At 45.1% G+C, this 22,633-nt stretch carries 14 protein-coding genes; 10 read left to right on the plus strand and 4 right to left on the minus strand.

All coding sequences use genetic code 11. The features are described from left to right. Window positions 1-38: 38 nt before the first annotated feature. Window positions 39-560 carry a GNAT family N-acetyltransferase gene (locus MKY95_RS06995; RefSeq protein WP_081745950.1) on the plus strand — a complete coding sequence of 174 codons (522 nt, stop codon included), beginning with the start codon at window positions 39-41 and terminating at the stop codon, window positions 558-560. A 35-nt stretch (window positions 561-595) separates the two neighbouring features. On the opposite strand, the gene MKY95_RS07000 is transcribed toward MKY95_RS06995, so the two are convergent. Together MKY95_RS07000 and MKY95_RS07005 are read right to left on the minus strand one after the other, a co-directional pair. Continuing rightward, the gene (locus tag MKY95_RS07000; RefSeq protein WP_076319090.1) at window positions 596-1,840 is read right to left on the minus strand and encodes a hypothetical protein; all 1,245 of its coding nucleotides are present in this window, start codon (window positions 1,838-1,840) and stop codon (window positions 596-598) included. Between the two features lie 19 nt (window positions 1,841-1,859). Continuing rightward, window positions 1,860-2,210 carry a hypothetical protein gene (locus MKY95_RS07005; RefSeq protein WP_036668998.1) on the minus strand — a complete coding sequence of 117 codons (351 nt, stop codon included), beginning with the start codon at window positions 2,208-2,210 and terminating at the stop codon, window positions 1,860-1,862. Between the two features lie 439 nt (window positions 2,211-2,649). Between MKY95_RS07005 and rhaD the strand changes: the two genes are divergently transcribed. The 8 genes from rhaD (at window position 2,650) to MKY95_RS07045 (ending at window position 17,042) form a co-directional block, all read left to right on the plus strand. Next, window positions 2,650-3,495 (plus strand): rhamnulose-1-phosphate aldolase, encoded by an 846-nt coding sequence (rhaD, locus tag MKY95_RS07010; RefSeq protein WP_339197694.1) that lies wholly within the window; start codon window positions 2,650-2,652, stop codon window positions 3,493-3,495. 278 nt (window positions 3,496-3,773) lie between these two features. Continuing rightward, window positions 3,774-5,591 (plus strand): APC family permease, encoded by a 1,818-nt coding sequence (locus MKY95_RS07015; protein ID WP_339197697.1) that lies wholly within the window; start codon window positions 3,774-3,776, stop codon window positions 5,589-5,591. A 344-nt stretch (window positions 5,592-5,935) separates the two neighbouring features. Next, complete coding sequence (locus tag MKY95_RS07020; protein WP_076327280.1) at window positions 5,936-6,898, plus strand: sugar ABC transporter permease; 963 nt, start codon at window positions 5,936-5,938, stop codon at window positions 6,896-6,898. Further along, window positions 6,895-7,716 (plus strand): carbohydrate ABC transporter permease, encoded by an 822-nt coding sequence (locus MKY95_RS07025; RefSeq protein WP_036669010.1) that lies wholly within the window; start codon window positions 6,895-6,897, stop codon window positions 7,714-7,716. The genes MKY95_RS07020 and MKY95_RS07025 overlap by 4 nt, the downstream gene beginning before the upstream one ends. A 375-nt stretch (window positions 7,717-8,091) precedes the next feature. After that, window positions 8,092-9,450, plus strand: a complete 1,359-nt coding sequence (locus MKY95_RS07030) for an ABC transporter substrate-binding protein (RefSeq protein WP_339197700.1) — start codon at window positions 8,092-8,094, stop codon at window positions 9,448-9,450. A 187-nt stretch (window positions 9,451-9,637) separates the two neighbouring features. After that, on the plus strand, window positions 9,638-10,792 hold the full coding sequence (locus MKY95_RS07035) for a copper amine oxidase N-terminal domain-containing protein (protein ID WP_339197702.1): 1,155 nt from the start codon (window positions 9,638-9,640) through the stop codon (window positions 10,790-10,792). Between the two features lie 572 nt (window positions 10,793-11,364). Continuing rightward, the gene (locus MKY95_RS07040; RefSeq protein ID WP_339197705.1) at window positions 11,365-16,527 is read left to right on the plus strand and encodes an S-layer homology domain-containing protein; all 5,163 of its coding nucleotides are present in this window, start codon (window positions 11,365-11,367) and stop codon (window positions 16,525-16,527) included. A gap of 296 nt (window positions 16,528-16,823) precedes the next feature. Further along, on the plus strand, window positions 16,824-17,042 hold the full coding sequence (locus MKY95_RS07045) for an immunity 17 family protein (protein WP_036669013.1): 219 nt from the start codon (window positions 16,824-16,826) through the stop codon (window positions 17,040-17,042). A gap of 608 nt (window positions 17,043-17,650) precedes the next feature. Here the strand turns inward: MKY95_RS07045 and MKY95_RS07050 are convergent. Next, a complete protein-coding gene (locus MKY95_RS07050; RefSeq protein WP_036669017.1) occupies window positions 17,651-20,239 on the minus strand; it encodes a glycine betaine ABC transporter substrate-binding protein in 2,589 nt (862 codons plus the stop codon). Then, window positions 20,205-21,434, minus strand: coding sequence for a glycine betaine/L-proline ABC transporter ATP-binding protein (locus MKY95_RS07055; protein WP_036611218.1), 1,230 nt, complete (start codon window positions 21,432-21,434; stop codon window positions 20,205-20,207). The genes MKY95_RS07050 and MKY95_RS07055 overlap by 35 nt, the downstream gene beginning before the upstream one ends. A 501-nt stretch (window positions 21,435-21,935) precedes the next feature. On the opposite strand from MKY95_RS07055, the gene MKY95_RS07060 reads away from it, so the two are divergent. After that, window positions 21,936-22,511: a transcriptional regulator gene (locus MKY95_RS07060; RefSeq protein ID WP_036611216.1), complete on the plus strand. Its 576-nt coding sequence runs from the start codon at window positions 21,936-21,938 to the stop codon at window positions 22,509-22,511. Window positions 22,512-22,633: the final 122 nt, after the last annotated feature.

The raw sequence follows: 22,633 nt of genomic DNA on the forward strand, positions 1-22,633 counted from the left end.
TGCACGCAGATTGGTGTTGGCATACAGGAGGTTAGTGGATGATGAATAGAACAATCTTATTTGAAACGGAACGGTTGGAATGTGCGACTTGGAACGAAGGAGATCGTGCGCTGGCGTTTGCATTGTGGGGCGATCATGAGGTTGCCAAATGGATTAGCAGCAAGGGATTTCTGAGCGAGGATGAAGTAGAAGCGAGATTAACACAGGAGATTCAAAGGCAGAAGGAAGCGGGTGTGCAATATTGGCCCCTTTTTGAGAAAGAGTCCGAGGTGTTTGTGGGCTGTTGTGGCCTGCGTCCGTATTCTTCAGAAGAGGATATGTATGAACTGGGATTCCATCTAACCCGGGATCACTGGGGCAAAGGGTATGCCCAGGAAGCGGCGCGGGCGGTAATTGGTTATGCCTTTGACAAAATGAATGTGAAGGCACTGTTTGCCGGGCATCATCCGGATAATGAAGTGTCACGTCACATCTTGATCAAGCTGGGATTTGAGTATACAGGTGATGAACGTTATGAACCAACAGGAAAGATGCATCCATCATATGTGCTGCGAAAATAAGAAACCCCCGACCAATGAAGGACAGGGATTGCGTGTTAGGCGATACTGAATAATACGGTTTTGGTTCCCACAAGTATAGATCCGCTGTTAACAAAATAATAGTTGGAGGCGGCATCCAGCGTTAAAGGTCCTGTCCAGGTGATCGTAGCAAACTGACTACTAAATATGCCTGTTGGAGGGACATCACTTAAGGCGAGTGTGACGGTCACATTGCCACTGATCGTGGAATTGGTAATGTGTGAGTATCCTCTTACATTAATGGTGCTGTCTGAAGTACTATCTACCATCCTTTGAATATTCAAACCGTTATGAACCATGGTGTTGATGCGACTGTGATACAGGTATGCATTCAGATTACCCATATGACCCGATTGTACAATATTTCCTACGACTCTGGCATTGAGCAGTTGAAATTCAATGGTCGTGAACGGGTCACCCACAGCCACGTTCTGAAAAGTGACGTCACCGCTTATAATGGCGCCGTCCGTGTAGTTGGTATGCGTACTGACGGACGTGCCGTCATTAAACGTTCCTATAACCGTAACAGGACGAGCATCAAATGCAGGTCCTTGAACCAGATAGACATCTTCTGCAGCCTGACTTGTCTGGATCGTGACATTCCGGGGAATGGAAGAAGCGAAGTTGGCCAGATCCGAATTTCCGAGTTGCCAAGGGCCAATTCCCAGAATTTGCACATGTCTTGCAGGAGGAATAACAATGTCTTCATTGAAGGATGAATTGCCGGCAATAAGAATAATCAACCGGGCTCTCATGCCAAAAGTAACCGCAAGAGGGCTGTTCGTGGCTGCGTCGATAGCAGCCTGTAGGGAGTTGAATGGATCAAAGGGTGATCCGGTACCTGGTCCTGGAGCGCTGGAGTCAGCCCAGTAGATCGTCTGTCCCCACTCGAAGTCGGGAGTGCCACCTTCGGCACCCAGCAATTCAGAAGTTACCAGTCGATGGGCAGCGACCAATTGTCCTGTGGCATTTTTGCCCCACATGGAAACGTCGGTTAAGCTCTCCGCCAAGCCACTGGTAGTGAAAATAAATTCGAAGCCATCCAAGTCTGCATAATAACTCTTGGTGAAGACTTCATTGGGCGCAAGCGAGATGGATTCCAGTACATACAAGGTCCGCGTTCCGTTTAGCACATATCCTTCGATAAGAACAGTTGAGGCGTTGACTGGATCTTCGTTATCAATCTTGACAGTAACCGATTGGGTGAGTCTTGATCCGGATACCAGATTGTTCTCAATGGGCCCGGATGAGATTGTGGCCATCTGATTTCCTCCCCTTTTTTTATAGAGTTAGTTCATTCGAAACAATACGATGTGCGGTGACGATTTGCCCAGTGCTGTCTTTTCCCCACACTGAAATTTCAGTTGATGCAGCTGCGCCTCCACCTGTTGTGAATACATATTCGTATCCATCTAGGTTGGCATAGTAGGTTTGAGAGAAGACTTGCCCGGGGGTCAGATTAACGGATTGCAGCACATATAAGGTCCTCGTTCCATTCAGGAAATAACCTTCAATGAGTACATTGGACGTATTGATGGAATCGGTGTTGACCATTTTGATAGTGACTTGTTGTGTAGGTCTGCTGCCACCGGAGAGGTTGTTCTCGATCGGGCCTGTAGAAAGGACTGCCATAGGTTCATCTCCTTTTTTTTATGAATGTCTTTTCCTGAGAAAAGCTAGAATAGCATATGTTAGAATTGACGAAAGCGTTTGGACAGAGAGATATATGTACTGAATGAAAAGGAGGAACTGAATCTTCTGTCCGAAGGGAATATATGTTTTCATGCTTTTTTTATTTCGCTTTCAGCTTCTATTAAGGTAGCAGAGGTAAGATAAGTCTTGTAAACCCCTTCTCGTGTTAAATAGATGTGTGACTGACCCCGCCGGGCGCCGGCGGGGTATTTTTTTGTTTTATTTTCAAATAAACAAAACTAAACAAAAACAATCAAAAGTATATTTCTGTGTTTGTTATTGACTATCAAAGATAAACAAAGGTATAATGAATGTGAAATAAGGAACTTACTATGTACGTGGCAAGCCATTTGATTTTCAATATAAGGAGAGATTGATCATGAACGTGACCCTTAGCAATGAAACAACGCAGGCTGCAGGTTTCCATATCCCATTTGTCCGTGAGATGGCTGAGATTACACAACATATGTGGAAAAATGGCTGGGATGAGCGTAATGGCGGTAATGTCAGCTATCTGCTGGAGGAAGAGGAAGTTGCCCAATATATCGATATCCATCATGTGATTCGCAAGATCAAACCGGCATTTTCGGTGCATGAGCTGGCAGGCAAGTATTTTATCGTGACCGCATCGGGCAAATATTTCAAAAATGTACTCGCTGATCCGGAGAGTAATCTAGGGTTGCTGCGTGTATCGCAGGATGGACAGGAGCTGGAAGTACTCTGGGGATTGAAGTCCGGGGCGAATCCAACAAGTGAGTTGCCTACACATTTCATGAGCCATATCGAACGTTTGAAATTGGACCCGAACCACCGGGTTGTCATGCACAACCATGCCACTCATGTATTGGCTATGACGTTTATCCACGAATTGGATGAAGCAAAATTCACGAAAACGCTGTGGCAGATGTGCACGGAGTGTGTGGTTGTATTCCCGGATGGGATCGGCATTATTCCATGGATGATTCCTGGATCGAACGAGATTGGTCGCGAAACGGCTGAGAAAATGAAAGAATACCACGCGGTCATCTGGCCGCAACATGGCATCTTTGGAACAGGAACAACGATTGACGAGGCATTTGGTCTGATTGAGACGATTGAGAAGGCAGCCCAGGTGTTTATGCTGGTTGCCGGTCACGAGATCCGGCAGAGAATTACGGATGAGCAGCTGACCACACTGGCACAAGCGTTTGGTGTTACTCCTCGTCCCGGAATTCTGGGCAGTTAAGGAAAGCTGTATTGTTTTATAGTCAACGCATAGATCAAGGAAGTGGTCTTGGGTTCATTGAACCAAAGGCCATTTCCTTTTTTTTGACGAACAATCGTCATTTTGGTTCAAAAAAGTTCAAATTGCTGAACAAGAATGGCTTTGTTATCGATTATTGAATCGTAGAATGCATTATCACGCGCTGGCGAAATTCGGGTGAAATGACGTATTGTCAACGGCTCTGCGATTTTGCATAATAACAATGCTTCACAGATGAGAGACGGAAGGAAGTTATGATCATGCTTGGCAAAATGAAGAGAATCTTAATAGGCAAGCCCATGAAATCGGCTGAACTGGATGGAGAAAAATTGGGGAAATGGAAGGCACTCGCCATCCTGTCCTCGGATGCCCTATCGTCCGTTGCCTACGGTACGGAACAGATTTTGCTGGTGCTCGTTGCGGCCGGATTCGCCGCCCTGTGGTACTCTGTTCCGATTTCCATCGCCGTGCTGGGATTACTCGTCATTTTAATTTTTTCCTATCGCCAGACGATATTTGCTTATCCAACAGGGGGCGGCGCTTATATCGTAGCCAAGGATAACCTGGGTACAACATCCAGTCTGATTGCCGGAGGATCTCTGCTGGTCGATTATATTCTGACCGTTGCGGTAAGTTCGTCGGCAGGGACGGATGCGATTACGTCGGCTTTTCCTATGCTGCATGACTACAGTGTTGTGATTGCTCTGATTATGATTGTTTTTCTAACCATTATGAATTTGCGGGGAGTGACGGAGTCAGCGTCTGTGCTGGCGATCCCCATCTATCTATTTATCTTTTCGATTGCGGTTCTGATTATCTCGGGTGGAATCAAATTTCTTGCCGGGGGGATGGAAGCAGCTGCACCAGAATTCGGAACTAGTCTATCCCATGTGAGTATGTTTCTGTTATTAAAAGCATTTAGCTCCGGTTGTTCGGCCTTGACTGGCGTGGAAGCGGTAAGTAACGCAATCCCGAACTTCAAGCAGCCTGCCGAGAAAAATGCCGCGGGTACATTACTGCTCATGGGTTGTATATTGGGAGCCATGTTCATCGGCATCACCTTACTGGCTTATGGGTACGGAGTGAAGCCTGATCCCAAAGCAACGGTCATTTCCCAGATTGCTGAAGCGACGTTTGGCAGGGGCACGATGTATTTTATCATCCAGGGTGTAACGGCACTGATCCTGTTCCTTGCAGCCAACACAGCGTATTCGGCTTTTCCGCTGTTATCCTTCATGATGGCGAAGGATAAATACATGCCGCATGCATTTATGGTCAGAGGAGACCGCCTTGGTTTCTCAAACGGGATCATTTTTCTCAGTGTGATGTCTGCGCTGCTGGTGGTAGGGTTCAAAGGAAATACGGAAAGCCTGATTCCGCTCTATGCGGTAGGGGTGTTCATTCCATTTACCCTGTCACAGCTTGGTATGATGATTCGCTGGATCAAAGTCAAGCCGTCTGGCTGGCAGATGAAGTTGCTGGTCAATACCGTCGGAATGCTGACTACACTATCGATTACCCTGATTTTTATTTTCACCAAGTTCACGCAGACATGGGTCATCTTTATCTTTTTGCCGTTCGTTGTGTATGTGTTCATGCGTATTCACCGTCACTATTGCAACATTGCTGATGAGCTTCGGATTGATATTCGGGTTGATAAGCCAGCCCAAAAAGGCAATACGATAGTCATTCCTGTTGCGGGCATTACCCGGGTCGTTATGAATACGATCAGTTACGCCCAGACGATGTCGGATCACGTGGTCGCGCTGTACATTGGATTCGATGATGAGGCCATACGCAAGATGGAGCAGAAGTGGGAAGAGTGGAATCCAGGCGTTCGTCTGGTCGTGATCAAATCGAGATACCGTAGCATTATGGGGCCGCTCAAGAAATTCATTGATACAGTAGAGTGGAAAACGGCTGAGACCGATCACATCACTATATTGATTCCGCAATTCATCACCAAGCACTGGTGGCAAAATGTACTGCACAACCAGACCAGCTTTATGATTCGTGCTTATCTGATTAATTACAAAGACGTGATTGTCACAACGGTGCCATATCATCTTAATCGTTAACTCGAACGGTTAATCGCTTTACCTCGGTTGGAAGATTTACAGATTATTGTAAAATGAGTCACTTTCATTAATAGACAAACGTTCATATTCCATTTACACATCAAACCGCAGGGATATCTCCAAACAGGGGAGTTCTTGCGGTTTTTTGTCATGAAATCCGGTTCTGGATACCGCTTTCGAATGGATGCACATTTCCGTAAAGTCCCTTGTCCATGATTAACGTTACGTTGATTCAGAATGAATTTTGCTGTGACATTCGACTCTTACACTAGATATCGTGGTGATGAAGTTGATCTAACATTTCACACACACTGAATGCGTGAAACAAGGGGGAAGAAAATCCGATGAGTGAGCTTGATAACCGGATCAGCTTGCCCGCCGCCAAACGGCGCGTATCCGGTACGAGTGAGCGCCGGACAGCCTCGCTGCGTGTGCAGCGAATGCGGGAGAATCTGCTGGCCTATGGTTTCCTGGCACCATCGCTGCTTTTGTTTGCAGTGTTTCTGTTTTACCCGATGTTTAAGTCCGTGTACCTGAGTCTGCATTCCACAGATCCGACGGGGCAGATTGCGGCTTATGTAGGACTGGATAACTTCAAGGCCGTGTTCCAATCAGGACTGTTTATGCAAGGGATGAAAGTGACATTACTATTTGTCCTGTTTACAGTGCCTACGGGCATGCTGGCTGCTCTGATTCTGGCTGCACTGACCCACAACCGGTTCAAGGGAATGCGTGTGTTCCAATTTGTATTCTCTCTGCCCGTGGTGTTATCCGTCGGTTCGTCAGCGGTGATCTGGAAGTTTCTATTCCACCCGACCCTGGGCATGCTGAATTATCTGCTTGGCAAAGTAGGTATGGATCCAATTCCCTGGCTCACCAGCCCGGATTGGGCATTGATCTCAATTTCCATCATGACAATTTGGATGAACCTTGGATTCAACTACATTATTCTATCCAGTGGTTTGGCGGGCATCCCGGATGAGATCTACGAGAGCGCCAAGATTGACGGTGCAGGACCATTGCTGACGTTTCGCAAAATTTCGATGCCGCTACTGTCACCAACGTTGTTCTTTGTCACGGTTGTATCAATCATTGGTGCTTTTCAATCGTTCGGTCAGATCAACATTCTAACCCGGGGTGGCCCGATGGACAGTACAAATGTTTTTGTATATTCCATCTATCAGGAAGCCTTTGTTAATTTCCGCTTTGGTACAGGTAGTGCACAGGCACTGATCCTGTTCGTGGTGATTATGCTGCTGACCCTGATCCAGTTCAAATGGGTAGAAAGGAAAGTGCATTACCAATGAGTGCGACATGGACCAAAACGCTGTTGTATGTATTACTGACGATCTGTGCAGCGCTTGTGCTGTATCCGGTGATGTACACCTTTTTCATGGCCGTGATGACGCCGGAAGATGCGAGTGCTTATCCGCCGCATATCATTCCAAATTCAATCGATCTGTCCAACTTTAGCGAAGTATTTGATATTGTTCCGATCGGTCGATTTATCGGCAATACCTTTCTTGTCGCAGGACTGACGACGCTTGGTCAATTGATTACAGCGAGTATGGCAGCCTATGCTTTTGCGAAAATGCAGTTCAAAGGCAAAAACGTCATCTTCAGCATGTTTGTCGCAACGATGATGATTCCATGGGAAGTGACGATGATCCCCAACTACCTGACGGTTCGCAGTTGGGGCTGGCTAGATAGTTACCAGGGGCTTACCGTGCCGTTTCTGGCAACGGCGTTTGGTACATTCCTGCTAAGACAGTTCTTCATGCAGCTACCCAAGGAATTGTTCGAGGCGGCGAGGATCGACGGTTGTGGTCATATTCGCTATTTCATATCGCATGTCTTGCCTTTGTCCCGTCCGGCACTTGGAACACTGGCAATCTATTCATTCCTTAGCATGTACAATTCGTATCTCTGGCCGCTGCTGGTGACAAACACACCGGAAATGAGAACCGCTCAGATCGGAATCTCAATGCTGGAGTTCCAGGAATCCACCGCGTGGAATCTGGTATTTGCCGGAACAGCCATGGTCATACTACCATCCTTACTGTTATTGATCTTCGGGTTGAAACAGCTTGTCCGCGGAATGGCCGCAGGCGCGCTGAAGGGGTAAGTAGAGAAGGTTTTACAACTATTAAATTGAAATTGAAGTGGAAGCTCTGAAGGTTTTGATCTAAAGATTTTAATTTAGAGGTTTGAATTAAACCATGTATCAGGTCTTGAGTTTTGGATACCAGGAGCGAATAAAATGAGGCTCGTGCTTCAAATAAAATGTTGAAATGAACGACGGTAGTAGTGGAGGGGACGAACTCGATTCTGAAGAAGCAAAGCGTTCGCCTTTATCCCCGGATTTCCCCCTTTGAAAGGGAATGAAAAGAAATCCGGGGATAACAGCGATCAAAAGAACGATTCGTAACCGTAACGGTCACACCGCGTCATCCCCAAGATTTTATTGTACGCGAGCCATATAAAAGGAGAGCGATTTCGTTTGAAAAAAAGAGGAACATTCGCATTAATGCTGGCTGCATTCATGTTGGTCATCTCCGCTTGCGGAACAAAAGCTGAAACAAGCAGCCCGGCAAGTGGAGCTCAAGCAGAAGCTGCCGCAGCTGAAACAACACAATTGACGTGGTGGCATTCCATGTCTGGCGCTGGGGAGAAAGCTATTAACCAACTCGCTTCCGACTTTAACGCTAGCCATCCGGACATTCAGGTGAAGCCCATCTATCAAGGGAAGTACGATGAAAGTCTGAACAAACTCAAAGCATCCATGGGCTCAGACAGCGGTCCAGACATTATCCAAGTCTACGAGATTGGTAGCAAGTTCATGATCGATTCGGGCATGATTACGCCAGTACAACAGTTCATCGACAAGGATCAGTTCGACCTGTCCCAACTGGAGCCAAACATCATCCGATACTACACCATCGATGGCAAATTGAACGCCATGCCGTTTAACACATCCAACCCGATCTTGTACTACAACAAGGATATGTTCAAAGCGGCAGGTTTGGACCCGGAAAACCCGCCGAAGACGTATGAAGAGTTTGAACAAGCCGCAAAAGCACTGGCGAAAGATGGTAAGCCAGGTGCATCCATGGCGATCTACGGGTGGTTTATGGAACAGTTCTTTGCAAACCAGAATGCAGATTATGTAAACAATGGAAACGGAAGAAATGAAGCAGCTACAGAGTCTCTGCTGAACTCCGAAGCTGGAGTGAAGACTTTAACTTGGTGGAAAAAGATGATTGATGAGAAGACCCTCTCCAATCTGGGACGTAGCACAGACGATACAACAGCAGCATTTACCGCTCAGCAAATCGGTATGACCCTAGATTCCACGGCTGGCCTGCGTAAAATCGTAGAAGGTTCCGGTGGCAAGTTTGAACTGGGGACAGGCTTCCTGCCTCGTCCAGCGGATGCCAAAGAAGGCGGCGTTGTAGTGGGTGGAGCAAGCCTGTACATCATGAACAACAAATCGGAAGCACAACAGCAAGCGGCATGGGAATTCATCAAGTACTTGGCTACACCAGAGGTACAAGCGAACTGGAGTGTTGCGACAGGATACTTCCCTATTACGACAGCAGCCTACAATGAGCAAGTATTAAAGGATAATATGGCGAAGTACCCGCAATTCCAGACAGCAGTCGATCAATTGCACGCTTCCGCAGATTCGACAGCAACATCCGGGGCATTAATGGGTGTATTCCCGGAAGCCAGACAACTTGTCGAAGGAGCGATTGAAACGGTCCTGAATGGACAAGGTACACCACAGGAAGCACTGAATGCAGCAGCTAAACAAATTACAGACAAGATTGCGCAATATAACAGCACGGTGAAGAAATAATTTAATTCATATCAGTGTTGAATGCAGTGATTAAGCTGCATTCAATTTTTTTGTTTTACTAAAAAGAAAGACTAACATTTTTTGTTAATGATTCCGAAAATAGAATAGGAAGCTGAAAGGGGTATCCCAATACATGGATTCATGAAAAGCAATGGACAATATTAAAAATAAGAAGGAGTACAAGTGAATGAAAAGAGTAACGGTTCTAATGATGGCATTTATGTTGTTGTTTGTTTCAAGTGTTTATGCAGAGGAACTTAAAGTTAAAAATATTGAACTCATCCCTAATACTACAGTTTCGGTCGGTTCTAAGATTAATCTTAATATAGTTGTTGTGTATGATGACGAAAATTCAATACATAGCGATAACGATCCATACTACAGAAGAAATACAGGTCTTACAAAAACAGATTATACGATCAGTGAACCTCATATACTTCAAGTGCTGAGCACTGGGATGGTAAAGGTAATAGGTGTAGGTTCTTCAACAATTACTGTTAAAGTCGAAAATGTTGAAAGATCAGTTACTATTTCAGGTAGTTTGGATGAAGCAATTGATGGAGGATACATAAAAAATGGTGTGACTCTTGTTCCGATGAAAGAGGTATTCAAGGCACTGGGAGGGAGTGTTAGTTACATTGCTCAACAGGACGCCTTCGAGATTAAATTTGGTTCTACCAAACTAACTCTCCCGAAAACGGGAACAAAAGCAACGTTAAATGGAGAGCCATTAACTCTCAAGTCCCCGCTGCTTGTTCAAAATGGCGTAACATTGTTTCCTGCTTCAGTTCTCTCAGATGCTCTGGATGGAACTGTGACTTATAACTCTAAAGCTAAGCAGATGCAAGTATCCATTGGTAAAGGTAAAATGACTATTAATATTGAACAACCTCAAAAACAAAACAGTGTAACAGGAACAACTCCAACAAAAGGGAAACTTTATGCTGTGCCAGCTACTGGAGATATGAAAGGGTGGAGCATTCTCAAGGGTCATCCTTACGAAAAAAGCATCCGTGTGTACTTCAAAATCAATGGGTCAAATGTACAAATATATACTAAGGATATAAGGAAGGTAGATCTGAATAAAAAAGTAACATGGACCGATTTAGAGGGGAAAAAACACACAAATACGGTAAAACAGTTGTATACTGTTTTTGGGGAATTAAGTAATGAATATACTAGTGACATACTATATAAAATCTTTGGAAAAACATATTCAGACTGGATCGGGTCAACTTCACTGAATGCAGATCGATACGTTGACCAGTACTTGGAGCAACAAGGATTAATTGAACCCTATGGAAGTAATATTACTTTGACACCAGACACAGAAGTGTATTGAAAACCGTTTGTAACAATTCGAAAAAGTGAAATTAGTATCATTTTTCATATTTTATGTTATCCCACAAGAAAGTCTCTGAGAGTAATTGGAGATGTTCTTGTGGTTTTTTTTTAACATTCTATTAACTCATACTGATTTTGCGCTTAATAGTTCTCTTTTATACTCAGTTAATGTGGTGATCTAAAGTGATCCGTACATATCGTTTTATCATGTGAAAATGTATGTCTCAAGACTCAGGTTTTAGTGGGTTTAAAGAAATGAGTACTGTCACTAAATGTCGAATTCGTATATATATTCAGTATAAATGTCAATTTAATTGACGTTAATTAACCGTATATCTAACATTTATATAACTTTAATAGGCTTAATAACGTGTTTTTAGTTAAAAGTTAGTACTATTTATTCATTATTATAGAGGTTAGTTTAGAAAATGTGATATAAGTGTTCTATTTTCTTTCATAACGAAGAAATATTGTTTACACAAGTCTGTTATTCAGTTATCTTATATTTGAACTAATGTACAAACTGGCTGAACAAATGATTGCCAAGTTGAAAACATGGGGGTAGTACGAATGAACAACAAGCAAGTGAAACGTTGGGCACAAGGGTTTCTGGTTTTCGTTCTTGTCGTTACAGGTGCGGCACCAATAGGTGGATTAAGTAGCACCGCATATGCTGATGAGGAAAGTGTAGTAACGGAAGAGCCGCACACAAGTGTTCAGGAGACTTCCATACCGAATACTGTCCCAACTGAAGAATCGTCAGACCTCGAGGGGACAGAGTCACCAACTAACGAAGATGGTGATTTTGATGGAACTGAAAGTGAAGAACCAGTTGAGACGGATAACTCAGAAGTACAGGAAGCAGACGAGACTGGAATCATATCCATTGCTGATGCGAGAGTCCTTGCACCAAATACAAATGTAGCCGTTTCAGGTGTCGTAACGTACAGTGAACTCTCCGGAGAATTCACGAATTATTATATCCAAGACGAAGAGGCTGGCATTGTAGTCCGAGCGAAGAATCAGGTTGATGTGGGGGATCGCATTGAAGTATATGGTCCAATTACCCACTACAGCGGACTCGTCCAGATCGAGAAGGATAAGTCAGGTTTTACCGAAGGATACATGAAGGTCACTGAGCAAAATGTGACACTCCCCGGACCCAAAAATATGGTGTCCACAGACTTTGTCAGACCAGCAGACCAAAGTAACAAAGGTCCGGGCGAAAAGTACGAGGGAATGTTTGTCGAAGTAAGAGATATTCAGGTAACACGGGGCAGTAGTTCGACGTTTTACGCTACGGATAGTCATGGTGCTGAGATGACGATTTATGCCAAAAACTCTCCTACCGCGCTAACTGTTGGCAAAACCTACGAATATGTGCAGGGTGTTCTGACATTCAACAGTAATTACGGATTAGAGATTTTGCCTAGAACAGCCGCAGATGTTGTAGAAAATAGCCTGTCTGTGATGGCAAGTGTTCCATCTGGCGGGATTCCCCGGAACAATGAAGTCACATTAACCTCTCCAGCCAAGAGTGCAGTTGTACATTACACGACGGATAATACAGAGCCTACTTCTTCTTCCGCCGTGTATAGTAGTCCGATATTGATTGATCAAGACATCGTAATCAAGGCTGTTGCCATTCTTAATGGACAATCCAGTGCAGTGTACACCTTTACGTATCAAGTACTTCCTGATAAAGAAAACGTGCGTATCCATGATATTCAGGGCGCAGGACATACCTCTGTTTTTAACGGATACGATGTTAAGGATATTGAAGGTATTGTTACCTCTGTCAGTACAAGCAGTTTTTACATGCAAGAGCTTCCGGGCGAGATGGACGATGATAACCGGACATCCGAAGCCATTCAGGTTTATAAACCAAGTCATGGAGTTATCGTTGGCAATCAGGTGAAGGTATCTGGGAAAGTTACGGAATATGGGGCGGTTAACGAATTAACCACCACGCAGATTACGGCGAGTGCCATTGTAAAAGTAATAGATAAGGTAGATCTACCTGCACCTGTGAAGTTGGGTGTCAATGGACGTGTAATTCCAACCGTCATTGACTCAGACTCTTTTGCAGAATTTAATCCCGAGACGGATGCTATAGACTTTTTTGAAAGTTTGGAAGGCATGCGTGTTGAACTGGAAAAGCCTGAAATTATAGGTCCTTACTCCAGTCAACCGGGTCTGGCCGTTGTTGTGGATAATGGTGAGAATAATCCACTTCGCACACCTAACGGTGGTGTTATTCTGACCGATAACAAGAAAGATATGAATGAGAGTGATCTCAATCCGCAGCGTCTATTTATCGGCAAGAAACCTTCCAAAGCAGTAAAAACAGGCGATAAGTTGGATGGTAATGTAGTCGGAGTAATGACCTACTCTAGTGGAAATTTCAAGGTGAGTCCTGAAGGGAATTTACCAGCAGTTATCCCGGGAGAAACGAAACAAGCGACTACTTCCATTGAACAAGCGGCAGATAAACTGACCATTGCTACGTTTAATGTGGAGAACTTCAGCAAAAAAGATTCAACACGAGCCAGTAAAATCGGTAAAATCATCGTGGATAATCTGAACACGCCAGACATCATTGGCATCATGGAAGTTCAGGATAACGATGGCGATGCCGACACGGGTACAACAGCGTCCAATGAGAGTTTTCAGACGCTAATTGATGCAATCAAAACGAACAACGGACCAACATATCGATATAGTGAGATTTCTCCGGAAAATAACAAGGATGGCGGGGCACCTGGTGCCAATATTCGTGTAGGGTTCCTTTATCAGCCGAACCGTGTATCGTTCGCTAACGGTATCGGAAAAGGAAATGCTACGACAGCGATCACAGTCAAAGCTGACGGCAGTCTCTCCAATAATCCGGGTCGTATTGCACCAGGGGACGAGGCGTTCGCCAGCTCCCGCAAACCGCTCGCTGCTGAATTCGAATTCAATGGTGAACGTGTAGTGGTGATTGCCAATCACTTCAATTCCAAAGGTGGAGACCTGAAACCTTTTGGAAGTATACAACCTGCCACTCGAAGCAGTGAAGTTCAACGTGCGAAGCAAGCTGCATTGGTGAATGGGTTTGTGAAAGAGTTACTGAACAAAGACCATGAGGTAAATGTCGCTGTTCTTGGTGATTTTAATGATTTCCAATTCTCGAATACTTTGAACATTGTTGAAGGTAATGAACTGGACAATCTGGTAAACGAACTGCCAGAAAATCAGCGGTATTCCTACATCTATGATGGAAACTCCCAGACACTGGATCACATTTTGGTGAGTAAAAATCTGACTGAGACGGCAGCCATCGAAGTGGTACATGTGAATGCCGATTTTGAGACAGCAGATGGACGAGTGAGCGACCATGATCCATTGCTTGCACAATTGAGTATTGGAGATCCAGTGGAAGAAGGGGACTTCAACCTGCGCGTACTGCACACAAACGACACGCATGCGCATCTGGATAACATCCCACGCCGAGTAACGGCAATTAAGGAAGCGCGCAATGATAATACCCTGGTGCTGGATGCAGGGGACGTATTCTCTGGTACATTGTACTTCAATCTGTTTAATGGTCTGGCTGATCTGGAGTTCATGAACATGATCGGATATGATGCCATGACCTTTGGTAACCATGAGTTTGATAAAGGTCCAAGCGTACTGAAAGCATTTATTGAAAAAGCAGAGTTCCCGTTTGTAAGTGCTAATATTGATTATTCAAAGGATGCGAGCTTGAGTGGTTTGTACAACAATAGCATCGGTGATCCGGGTGAGAAAGCTGAAATCTATCCGGCGATTATTACGGAAGTGAATGGTGAGCGAGTCGGTATTTTCGGACTGACAACACCTGATACGGTATCTCTTTCTTCACCAGGAGATGACTTGAAGTTTGCGGATTACAAGGCAAATGCACAAGAAACTGTACAAATGCTGCAAAATGAAGGTATTAATAAAATCATTGCTTTGACTCACCTTGGCTACTCTGAGGATCTGAAATTAGCTGAAGCCGTAGAAGGAATCGACATTGTGGTAGGTGGTCATTCACACACCATTCTGAACGCACCAGTTTTGGTGGATACCCATGCGGACCCAACTTTGGTTGTGCAGACTGGGGAATATGACGTTTCTCTTGGTCAATTGGATGTTACGTTTGATGAAGCAGGCGTATTGAAGAAGTGGAACGGCAAATTATTGAGTCTGGATGCCAAAGATGCTAACGGCCAATTCGTCTATGCCGATGATGTGGAAGCCGCAAACAAGCTGAAAGAATATGCGCCTCAGCTGGAACAGTTCAAGAAAACGGTTATCGGTAAAACAAATGTCTTCCTGGATGGAGAACGGGGCAATGTGCGGAAACAGGAAACCAATCTAGGAAACCTGATGACAGACGGTATGCTGGAGAAAGTGAAATCCATTGTGCAGGAGAATGATGTCAAAGGATACGTCGCGATCCAGAACGGCGGTGGCATTCGTGCTTCATTCCAGACAGGTGATATTACGCTGGGCAATCTCCTGACTGTGATGCCGTTCGGTAATAATCTGTCTGCGTTGAAAATGACAGGCAAGGAAATCACAGCCGCGTTGGAAAATGGCGTTAGTGGTGTGGAAACGGGAGAAGGGCGTTTTCCGCAAGTAGCGGGTATGCGTTTCTACTACGATTCCACGAAACCAGGCGAGAAAATTGATGCAACGACCAATACCGTGACCCAAGTCGGTCAACGTGTGATCAAAGTTCAGATTAAGAATACAGATGGTACCTACTCGGATATCGATCCGAACGGGTATTATATCGTCGCTACCAATTCATTCATGGCTAACGGTGGAGACTTCTATCGTGCTATGAGAACGGCAAAAGATGATAATCGATTCTACGAATTAAATCTGGTCGATTATGAAATCTTCCATGAACATCTAGACCGTGTAGGTAATGTGAATCAAGTGACGGAAGGACGCAGCACGGATCTGAAAGGTACGCCACTTCCGGGGGACGGAAATGGAAGCAATCCTGGTAATGGTGGCGGCAATAATGGAAGTAATCCGGGCAGTGGTAACAGTGGTGGAGGGTCTACAACACCTACTCCGCCTGTAACTCCAATCACACCGACTACACCAACCAATCCTACAAAACCAACTACGCCAACCGTTCCTGGTAATGGAGGTACTAATCCAACCACAACGGGTATAGACCTGAAGGACATCGGAAATCACTGGGCAGCTGCTGCCATTGAGCAGGCCATTTCCCGGGGAATTGTGAACGGGTATCAGGACGGTAATTTCCGTCCGAATGCACCAGCGACACGCGCCGAATTCATTGTTATGTTGGGCAGAGCATTTGAACTTCCAGCCAGCAACAAAGCATTGACGTTTAAGGATGCTGCCGGGATACCTGCATGGGCGCAATCCTTTATTGCTCAGGCAGTGGATCAAGGCATCATTAGTGGATATACGGATGATACGTTCCGTTCATCGGGTAAAGTATCGCGGGTAGAGATGACGGTTATGCTCGTCAGAGCACTCGGTCTTCCGGTACAATCCAATCCGGCATTGAGTTTCGCGGATGCAGATAAAGTACCGGCGTGGGCTGTTCCATATATCGCTGCTGCATATGAGGCAGGACTGGTGAAGGGAACAGGGAAAAATATGTTTAACCCCCTCGCTGAAGCAACACGTGCTGAAGTGGTAACCTTGTTATTGTCAGCAAGCGAGTTGCAAAAACAATAAAACGCATGATATAGACGGTTTAGAACAGCTTGCAGACTTCCATCTGCAAGCTGTTTTTTTTACTAGGGCGTGTCTGAAAACTCCGAAGGAAGTAGATTTTGCCGAATTTTCGTTTCAAGCAAGGAAGTTTTCTGCAGGCGTGCCGGGGCACGTCAAGGGAAAGTGACGCAGCAGGGGGCGAAAAGGCGGTGAAAGATGCACTTCAGCGAGTTTTGAGATACGCCCAATTAATGCCTGTTAATTTTCACCAAGTGAAGGTATAGTAGACAGGATTATATTGAAGGAGTGTTGACGTAATGCAAGATCAACCCGTTTTAATCGCACTATTTGCCATAGCGGCAGGGATTTTTAGTTTACTCGGTGGTATCAACAATTGGGATTGGTTTATGAAGAGCTTTAGAGCAGGAATTTTTGTGAAGACCATTGGACGGCAGGGCGCAAGAGTGGTGTATGGTATTCTCGGTGTTGTCATGATTACCATTGGGGTACTATTGTTGCTGATTGGTAAAGTGTAGGAAAAGAGAAAAAAATTGCAGGGTGTGAGTACATAATTCAGTTTTACAGCTTTTAATGTAGAAGGTAACGATTAGTACGTTTAGCTTTATGCTTGAGATTTTCGAGGTTAGTTCGGGTGTGGAGATTAGCATTTTAAAATGTCTTGAAGCTCAAGCCTTTATACCCTGGGGAAAGGGAGAAATTTTCCAAGGAACTCAGGACGCCTTATTTCGCCTTCAGCTCTTCTTTTTACAAAGTAAGGAACATCAGACACGTTATTTACTGGAATCTCTAACAAAAACACTGCAAACGACTGTTTTAATCTGATATAACGTGTCTCAGGTTCTTTAGATTTCTGGAATCACTTTATATCCTTGAATAAGACGTCTCCGATTCGTTAGCGCTTGTACTTGCTCTGCTCCAATCGTGGGTGAGTAGCTGACTCCTGATCCTATCCAGAGCGAAGCTTTTCATTAAAAGGGAGATAATCCACTTTAACGGCACTTCAGGTACATTCAGGCTTTGATTATGTTTGAAGACATTCCCAAGTAAAAGTTACACTCAAAAAGACCACCGAAAAATTTCGGTGGTCTTTTACCAAATTCAGGTTTATCCATCTCAATCTGGTTTAATTATCTTTTAAGTCTTCAACAGAGTTGATATCCATGTACGTTGGAACAACCAGACCTTGTTTAACTCCTGTCATGCTGACAGCGATATCTTCAATCTGGTCTCCATATGTCTTCCAGTAGTCCCCATGTGTAAGCGGGAGCCAAACGGCTGGAGAAGCATCGATATCACCTGCTGCCAAGCCTGCCCACATGGGACCAGCTTCGACTTGCAGTGCTTTGACTGTGTAACCCAGATCCGTCTCAAGCACATACTTCATCAGGTTGGTACTCGCAATTTCAGAGTCCCATGCAACATAACCGAGACGTAAATTGTCACCTTTAACCGGGGTTAACCCCTTGGTCCATTCTTCAATTTGGTCCGGATGTTTTTCCGCATAAGTCTTGGCAGCTTCTTCAGGCGAAACGCCCTTTTGAATGTCTACCATGATTTCACTCATTTGATCTGCAGTCCAATTAAAACGAGAGAAGAACTCATAGGCAACGGGATGATCTTCCTTGATTCCCTTACGTCCAACCGTGTGAACTTCCTCTGCATCGCCGAAAATTAAGTCGGGATCATCCAAATACTTCAGATCATACTGATTGAACATCCAGTGTGGAGTCCAACCCGTAACGATGATGGGTTCTTCATTTTTATAAGCTTTGTCCAACGATGCAGTCATTGCTGCTCCGGAGCCTTCAATCAGATTCCAGTTAGACAATTCATAATGTTTAATGGCGTTTGCTGTGGCCTTCATCAGACCTGCACCCGGGTCAATACCAACAATCTGGTGATTAACCTCTTCGCCCACATTAGCACTTGCCGATGGAGTGGAAGAAGCGGCACCTGTCTCCAGATCTGCAATCGAGTTTACTTCAGTCATGTACTTAGGAACCACGAGGCCTGTACGTACACCTGTCATATTAGCCCCCAGATCGTCCACCTGGTCTTTGTAACGTTCCCAGTAGTCTGCGTGTGTCAATGGCAGCCAAGCTGCTGGAGAGGCATCTACGTCGCCTGAGGCAACACCCGTCCACATTGGTCCGGCTTCGACTTGCAGAGCGTTAACTTTATAACCCAATTCGTTTTCCATCACATATTTCAGCAAGTTCGTACTTGCGATTTCGGAATCCCAAGCCACATAGCTGAGTTTGAATGCATCACCGTTCACTGGAGTCAGACCTTTGGTCCACTCTGCAATCTGATCGGCATGTTTCTCAGCATAAGCTTTAGCTGCTTCTTCTGCGGATGTGCCATCCTGGATAGCAGTCATCATTTCACCCATTTCATCCGATGTCCATTGGAAACGGGACAGGAATTCAAACGCAACAGGGTGATCTTCTTTCAGACCTTTGCGGGCGATGGTATGAATTTCTTCAGCATCACCGAAAGATTTTTCTGGATCTTCCAGATATTTAAGATCATATTTGTTGAACATCCAGTGCGGAGTCCAACCTGTAATAATGATTGGGTCTTCATTTTTGATCGCTTTGTCCAGCGTGGCTGTCATGGCTGCACCAGAGCCTTCAATCAGAGTCCAGTCAGTCAATTTATAGTCTTCGATCGCTTTTGCAGCGGACTTCATGATACCAGCCCCTGGATCGATACCAATAATCTGATAGTTCACTTCTTGACCTACAGCATTGGCAGCTGAGTTGTTGCCGCCAGCCGAAGTTGTGCCACCAACGAAGTATTGTGAGAAACCAGCTACAAGCACAAGGAATGTTGCCGCAGCAGTGATCCATGCTTTTTGCTTGGCTGTAATGCGTGAGGTCTTTTTGCGACCTGGCATAAATACATTTTGTGTAAAACGGTCCAGTACAATCGCGAGTACAACAACGGCCAGACCGGCTTCGAAACCTTTACCGATTTGAAGCTGTGTTACAGCACGATAGACTTCCGCACCAATACCTTGTGCACCAATCATGGATGCAATAACAACCATGGACAGTGACAGCATGATGGTCTGGTTAATACCGGACATCACGGTAGGCAAAGCGAGTGGAAGCTGTACTTTGAACAACTTTTGCATGGAAGTTGAGCCGAATGCATCAGCTGCTTCAACCAATTCACTAGATACCTGTCTGATCCCCAAGTGAGTCAGACGAATCGTTGGCGGAATCGCAAATATAACGGACGCGATAACACCTGGAACGACACCTAGACTAAAGAATGTAACCGCAGGCAGCAAGTAGACAAATGCAGGCATCGTCTGCATGAAGTCAAGCAGCGGTGTAATGATACGCGCCGCAGTTTTACTGTATGCAAGCCAGATTCCGACAGGTACACCAAGCAGGATCGAAACCAATCCTGAAGTGATAACCAGGCCGAGTGTGTCCATCGATTGGGACCAGTATCCCAAGTTATCTACGAGCAAGAACCCGATAACCGTAAATAGTGTCAGTGGGAGTCGTCCTACGAGGAACGCAAGAACACCCAATATGGCAATGAACAGGAGTGGATGGGGCAGCATGAACAGCCCGGAGAAGAATCCAACTACTGCCTGAATAACAATAGAGATTACATTAAACAATCCGGAGAGCGAGGAGCTCATCCAGTCAACGATGGATTCAATCCACGATGCTAGTGGTATTTTGGGAATCATTCTCAAGTTCCTCCTTTACTGCAACTTCACCGCTAAGTGCACCCAGCAGGGCACCGCGGACGATAACACCTTGCAGACGGCCATTCTCACCAACAACAGCGAGCGGCACATGGGCTGAACTTACAATCTCGAACAATTCATGAATCAGGGTTTCAGGCGACACCGTCGGCCCGTCCGTGATCAGAATGTCATTTAATACTTTATTTTCGCGCATTGCACGGGTTGCATCTTCTGCAGTAATGACACCAAGCAGCTTCTTCGAACGGTCAATGACAAACAGATTAGAGACACCATTTTCGCGCATGAGTTCGAGGGCTACCCGAGGACCTCGGTCAAGTGTGATTGTCTCAGGGCGACGCATGACGTGAGCGGCAGTGAGGACCTTGGACAGATCCACGTCTTCGACGAAGCGGGCCACATATGAGTTGGCCGGTTGAATCATGATTTCTTCCGGTGTACCGATCTGCACAACTGCGCCGTCTTTCATGAGGGCAATACGATCGCCGATGCGCAGCGCTTCGTCCAAGTCATGGGTAATGAAAATAATGGTCTTTTTCATTTTATCCTGAAGCTCGATCAACTCATCTTGCATATCACGGCGAATCAATGGATCAAGTGCACTGAAGGCTTCATCCATCAGTAGTACTTCCGGGTCATTGGCAAGTGCACGCGCCAAGCCGACACGTTGCTGCATCCCGCCACTAAGTTCATCTGGCATTTTGTCTTCCCAGCCTTTAAGGCCAACCAGCTCAAGTGAGGTTTTTGCCTTCTCCCGGCGTACTTCCTTATCTACTTTTTGTATTTCCAATCCATACTCCACATTATCAAGAACGGTACGGTGCGGGAACAACGCAAACTTTTGGAAGACCATGCTAATTGTTTTCCGGCGCACTTCGCGCAATTGTTCTTTGTTCATCTTGCGTAGATCCTTACCATGGACCAGAATTTCTCCGGATGTTGGTTCAATCAGACGATTGAACATCCGAACCAGTGTGGATTTACCACTCCCGGACAGTCCCATAATAACGAAAATCTCGCCTTCCTTAATGTCCATGTTGACCCGGTTGACACCAACCGTTATCTGTTTTTCTTTGGCCAACTTTTCTTTACCCCAACCTTGCTCCAGTAATTGCAGACCTTGCTCGGTTTGGGGTCCAAACAATTTACTTACGTTTTTCACTTCAAGTATGGTCATGTTTTCACCCCTTCTGATGTGTTGTGCACTTCGAACGGCTTTCAGCATCCATAAGCCCATACACTTATGCGCCCAGCCACGAAATCCGGTAATTGTTGCTTCGCTTCCCGTCTTTCTGGGTAACGTTTTTAAGTCTAACAATACTTAACCAGTATATCAACCGAATAAACAGTACATAATGTTTGTACAGTAAAAACTGTACAAAGTTTTTCGTCCAAATACTCCGTCATTCTCCTTATTCTGGCTAATAAGGCAGCTTTACATTTGACATTGCTTTTCCTACAATAGAAAATGAGCTGAATTGAAGCTGAATTTTTTGGTTAAAAGATAGTCATAGGCAATTGTAGCCTGGTAAAGTTCCCATTTTCATACATTGGGTGAATGAAAGCCCTCTGGCATATATGATGTCCGGCCGAGTGCTTTCCCATGTAAGCAGGACTTTTAAAGTGTTGCAATTATTTCGCCAAAGACTGTGGAATGTTCAGAATGGAGGTTGCAAGCATGGGCTTGGACCATTTACAAGAGGAACAGCAGGCAACCGTGCTGAAGATTCGTAAGCGCGTCATTGAAGCCATTGGACGTAATATGGATCTTTACGGCGTTACGCTGTCGACGGGACACTTATATGGATTGCTATTTTTTGCAGACAAACCAATGACCCTTGACGATATGGGACGGGAAATGGAAATGAGCAAAACGAGTATGAGTACAGGTGTACGAACACTGCTGGATTTGAAAATGGTAAATAAAGTGTGGAGCAAGGGCTCCAGAAAAGACCTATATGAAGTGGAATACGACTGGCATCAGACGTTTACGGATTATTTTGCGATTAAATGGAGAAAAGCCGTGGAGAGTAACCTTCAGATTCTACGCAAATCAATTGAAGAACTGAATCGGTTAGTCGAAGGTCTGGATGAGCAGGCAGACGCTGAACTTATCCACATTCTGATGGAAGACAAACACAAAGTTTTGCAAGCGGAAGCATATTACAAATGGTTGGATCGGTTGATTGATACCATGGAAAATGAAGAGATATACAAGCTTGTTCCGAAGGAAGAGATCAAGGAACATTCATAATTACATGCAAAGGGCCCTTTCCGTTATAGGAGAGGGCCCTTTGGCCTGTGCAATATCTTACTGAATTATTAATGAAGGAACATGATGTAAAAGATAATCTTGCCCATCGTATCGACCTATGT

This window comes from Paenibacillus sp. FSL P4-0176 (assembly GCF_037975265.1).
Taxonomy (GTDB): Bacteria; Bacillota; Bacilli; order Paenibacillales; family Paenibacillaceae; genus Paenibacillus; species Paenibacillus amylolyticus.